At 45.6% G+C, this 4,430-nt stretch carries 3 protein-coding genes; all 3 read left to right on the top strand.

Annotated features, from left to right (window positions below):
- Positions 1–76 precede the first annotated feature (76 nt).
- Positions 77–604: a hypothetical protein gene (locus LHW48_08195; GenBank protein ID MCB5260433.1), complete on the top strand. Its 528-nt coding sequence runs from the start codon at positions 77–79 to the stop codon at positions 602–604.
- On the top strand, positions 601–2,883 hold the full coding sequence (locus LHW48_08190; GenBank protein MCB5260432.1) for an Hsp70 family protein: 2,283 nt from the start codon (positions 601–603) through the stop codon (positions 2,881–2,883). Before LHW48_08195 ends, LHW48_08190 begins: the two co-directional genes overlap by 4 nt.
- Positions 2,883–4,430 (top strand): UvrD-helicase domain-containing protein (locus LHW48_08185; protein MCB5260431.1); only part of this gene is annotated, 1,548 nt, incomplete at its 3' end. The genes LHW48_08190 and LHW48_08185, both read left to right, overlap by 1 nt.

Below are 4,430 nucleotides of genomic sequence, written 5' to 3'. Positions count from 1 at the left end.
TCGTTTACTCGAGGTTGAACAAAGCTAAGAATCTATAAGGTACAAACTAGCTTGAGTAATTACGTTGGAGGAAACTATGCTGTCAATTGCCAATACAAATGAAGCGCTGACATATTTTATAACAAGCCTTGAAAAACGCAGATTTATAATTGATAAGATCAATAAAGCCCCAACTGGTGATGGTTACTTCCACAACCAATTAGTGATGGATTCAGGAGAATTGTACCACATGAAGTATATTAAGCAAGCGTATATTCCAAAGGAAACAAAAAATGTGAGTCAAGGGGCATTGGATTTAGACCGGAAACTGAAGTTAGCTATAACAAGTTTTGGTAAAGGGGATCCTACAATTGTTGGGCTTAATGAGCATGTGATCATTTCTTTACTTGAAAACACCAATGATTACTCTAGTACTCAAGTCATCATTATAATGGGAGATGGAAGAATACTCAGTAAACATGCTACAGATTTTTACGATTTTGTAATGCGTTATGACACATTCATAAAATTTGCCCGACAAAACGATCCTCTTGCTATGATCCCAACTGGATGGTTAGATAAGTTTATGGATATTACAGTCAATGTACCGAGGTTAATATCATGATTACTTGCGGTATTGATTTCGGTACAGGTAATTCAATTCTTGCATTTTGGACGGGTAATGACGTCTCAGTGTTAAAGTCGATTGGGGTTGATGGAATCGTCTCTTCTGACGTCTTTGTTGGAACTGATAGTTGTAAAGACACAATAATACCATTTCACAATAGTGAGAACTTCAAAATCGAACAAGCTATAAAAAGACGATTATTAACAGCTCTTGTTGAAAATATTGAGAATGAAGTTGTGTATTTAAAGTGTTTAGCAGCAGCAAAAATCCGCCAGTTGTTTACATCTTACAACCAGGCTACAGAGAGCAAAGTTGCATTGGTTGTTTTAACCTGTCCGGCAAACACCGGCCAAGCCTATAGAGAGATTCTGATCGACATTGCCAGACAAGTTGGGCTTCCATCGGTTGACATCGTTGATGAACCTACAGCAGCGGCAGTTCACCACGGGCTGGGGCAGAAAGCCACGGCCAACGAGAGATGGATGGTTATTGACTGGGGCTGCGGCACTCTGGACGTTTCCATGATCCAACGGACAGCAGGATCGGCTGACCTGAAAGTTGTATCTATTGTAGGTGACAATGAATTGGGCGGTTCTGACATGGACAAGCTCTTGGTAGATCACATGGCGAACAGATTTGGTTTCAATAGTGAAGATGTTAAGCCTTACGAAGCGGAAAGGATCAAGAAACGCCTTTCGGATGGGATGGAAGTTGAGGATGCTCTTGAGTTAAACAGTGGAGCGACTATCCAGATCAAGGTAAGTCGAGAGGAATTAGAACAACTTGTAGCTCCCTTGTTAATCAGATGCGACCAGTTAGTGAAGCAAGCACTACGTGAAGCCCACTGGGAAAGCATAGGTCCAGACAGAATCATTGCGACTGGCGGGCCTATACTGATGCCCTGTGTGAAGAGGTATCTCATAGAACTAACAGATGAATATGGAGCAGAATTACACGACAGAGACCCTCTGACCAGTGTAGCATTAGGAGCTGCCAGACTTGCCGAAATCAAACGGATTGGTGGATTATTAGTAACGAGTAAGGTATCCAAATCCATCGGCATCAGAGTTGCTGAGGGAGATAACACCGATGTTTATCATATAGTGATACACCGCGGCGAGGAAAGACCTGTTCGAAGATCGGTAGAACTTAGTACTAGTGTTGACTTGCAAGACATAATTGAGATCGAGATAAGGGAGGGGGATAACGAGTCCAGCGCCGAGGCCAACAGCATGATCGCCAGATTGAACGCTGTCGTTCGGCCGGACAACAAGGGCTCAGTACGTATGAAACTGAATCTCTCCTTGAGTGACAATGGAGGTATGGAAGCCTATCTGGAACCACTGGGAGATTCCAACTCACTCAGAGAGGTACAACCTGTGGGGATCAAACTAGGCACTGAGCGCAAGGGAACAGCCACTGCGGAGCTGAGAGCCGGAGATCCGGTTAGTGAGTTTAAGGAGCAGGTGCTGGACATTAATGCCGATCCGGACACAGCCCGCCAGATCTATGACCGTCTGAAAGTTAAGTACCATCCAGACAGACAACCAGAAAATCATGACCATTGGGTTCAAAGGCTGGAGGCAATGGATAACCTCTTTAACGATTATCTGAGGGACATAGAGCGGCAAATGCAATCCTCCAACGTCCCGAATCTGCCTTGGGATATTAGCGATGAACTCGAAAGTTACTACATCGATGAGGTACTGGCCAAGAGGATGACACATTGCCTGGCCAATGAAATCGGCACACCTGGGCAGCAGGAGGTAATGACTCGGCTCTTGAAGAAATATCCGGATTACCGCAGAATCCTGGCTTCCTATCTCTTTGGCATTAAGCGAAATAAAGTATTGCAAGACCTGTTGGCAAAGGATGACAGGCCTCACGTGGGATTAGTTGTGTTGCTACAGAACATACCCGATAAACCTATCCGTGAAAGACATGAAGTGCTCAAAGCGGCATATCGGGTTCCAGAAGCTAAAGTCCGGGAATTTCTGAGCAATCCTGCACTGGAAATAGATAAACTGTACGAATTGGTGCCAAGTAACGCACAAGCTGAAGTTAATCCAATCAATGGAGCTCCAGCACACCAAAAAACAGATTTGCAGTATGAGTATCTTAACGGAGATACTATCATTACGGGTAACACATATCCAGTAAAAGATCAGATAAAAGCTGCAGCTAGGATGAGGGGTACGGCTGCGTCTTTCGATTATGGTAGAAAAGCTTGGGTGATCAAGGGCAAACACATAACAGACAAGGATATCTTTGGCTAATGAAACAGCTTGTAGTAAGCGATGAATTCCTAAGTGAGTTAGATTTACTCTCTTCAGAACTTAAAGAGCGATCATTGGAAAAGATCAGGCTCTTAACCGAGAATCCGGCTCATCCTTCCCTTAACGCCCATAAATTGAACAGGGTGCCGAACAAGTGGGAGTGTTACATCTCCATGAGCCATAGGCTGATCTACGAGTTTCAGGAAGAGGAAATCCGCCTCTGGAGGATAGGAGACCACTCCATAATCGATCAAGCGCATATTCGCTCCTTTTCACCTCACACTTCGTTTCGCAGACTGGACCAAGATGAACATGCGGATGAGGGACAAACAAGTTTCCAAATCCCGGCTGAATGGCTTGAAAACAAAAATGAGCAAGCTGATAACCCCTTTAAATACGTTCCAGCATCTCACCTTAGGATTTTGGGAGTCCCTTCTGAACTGATCCCGATTGTCAGGTCCGCGCCCAACCCGGAAGAAGCTGTTTCTGTTCCTGGCTTACCCAAACACACTCAGACCTGGCTGATGGAGTTGATGACTGATCCGGTGTTTGAAGATACTCTCTTTGACCAGCACAGCCTGCTATTCAGAACTACCCTTGACCGCTTGGAGGGATATTGCCAGGGCAAGATTAAAAGGTTAATGCTCAATCTGGAGCCAGAACAGCAGGAATTCGTAAATAAGCCCATTAACGGGCCTTTGATGCTCAAAGGCTGTGCTGGGTCGGGCAAGACCACGGTTGCTTTATATAGGGCAGTTCAAAGCGCTCAGACGGGTGGCAAAACGATCTTCCTCACCTTCAACCGCACTCTGGCCAATGCAGCACAATCTTTGATCGAGGAGCTGATCGGCCCTTTACCTGCCAATCTGGAAATTGCAAATATCGATGCTTGGTTGGTGAGATTCCTCCGAGGCAGGGGTTACTCCATAGACATATTGAACAACGACGAAGTTCAGACAGTTTTTCGGGAAGCGCTGCAGACAGCCCAGAGAAGCGAGCGTTCTTATGTGTATGACTTCCATTGGTCCTTCTTCCGTGATGAGATTGGCAGAGTAATTAAGGGCAACGGACTAACTAAGCAGGACGATTATCTAGCCATACCCAGATACGGCCGCAAATCAGCTTTGCGCAGAAAGGCCCGGGCGGCCACTTGGGCAGTTTATGAAGCATATCAGGAGCAGCTTCAGAGCAGAAAACGCATCGATTGGCAGGATATCAGCCTGATAGCGTATCGTGAATTGTTCAAGAAAGCTCTGGATAAACCTTACGAGCATGTGATAATTGACGAGGCACAGGATCTGACCTCCATTCAAGTAAGAATTGCCCAGCGGATGATGGGTGGAGGATCACCCAGTGGAGCTCGGAGTATCTTTTTGGTGGGTGACGTGTCTCAAACCCTATACTCGAGGGGTTTTTCCTGGAAGCAGGCAGGGCTAATGCTGCAGGGTAGAAGCCACAACCTGCGCAAGAATTTCAGGAACACAAGACAGATAGCCGAGGCAGCCGCTGGCTTGAATAGTTATAATCGTCTGATGCAGTTATCAGAT

It is taken from the genome of Candidatus Cloacimonadota bacterium (assembly GCA_020532355.1).
Taxonomy (GTDB): domain Bacteria; phylum Cloacimonadota; class Cloacimonadia; order Cloacimonadales; family Cloacimonadaceae; genus UBA5456.
This window is presented reverse-complemented; position numbering and strand designations above follow the sequence as displayed.

Excerpts from the sequence above, each read along its gene's own strand:
- LHW48_08195 (MCB5260433.1), top strand. The coding sequence starts at position 77 with ATGCTGTCAATTGCCAATACAAATGAAGCGCTGACATATTTTATAACA.
- LHW48_08190 (MCB5260432.1), top strand. The coding sequence starts at position 601 with ATGATTACTTGCGGTATTGATTTCGGTACAGGTAATTCAATTCTTGCA.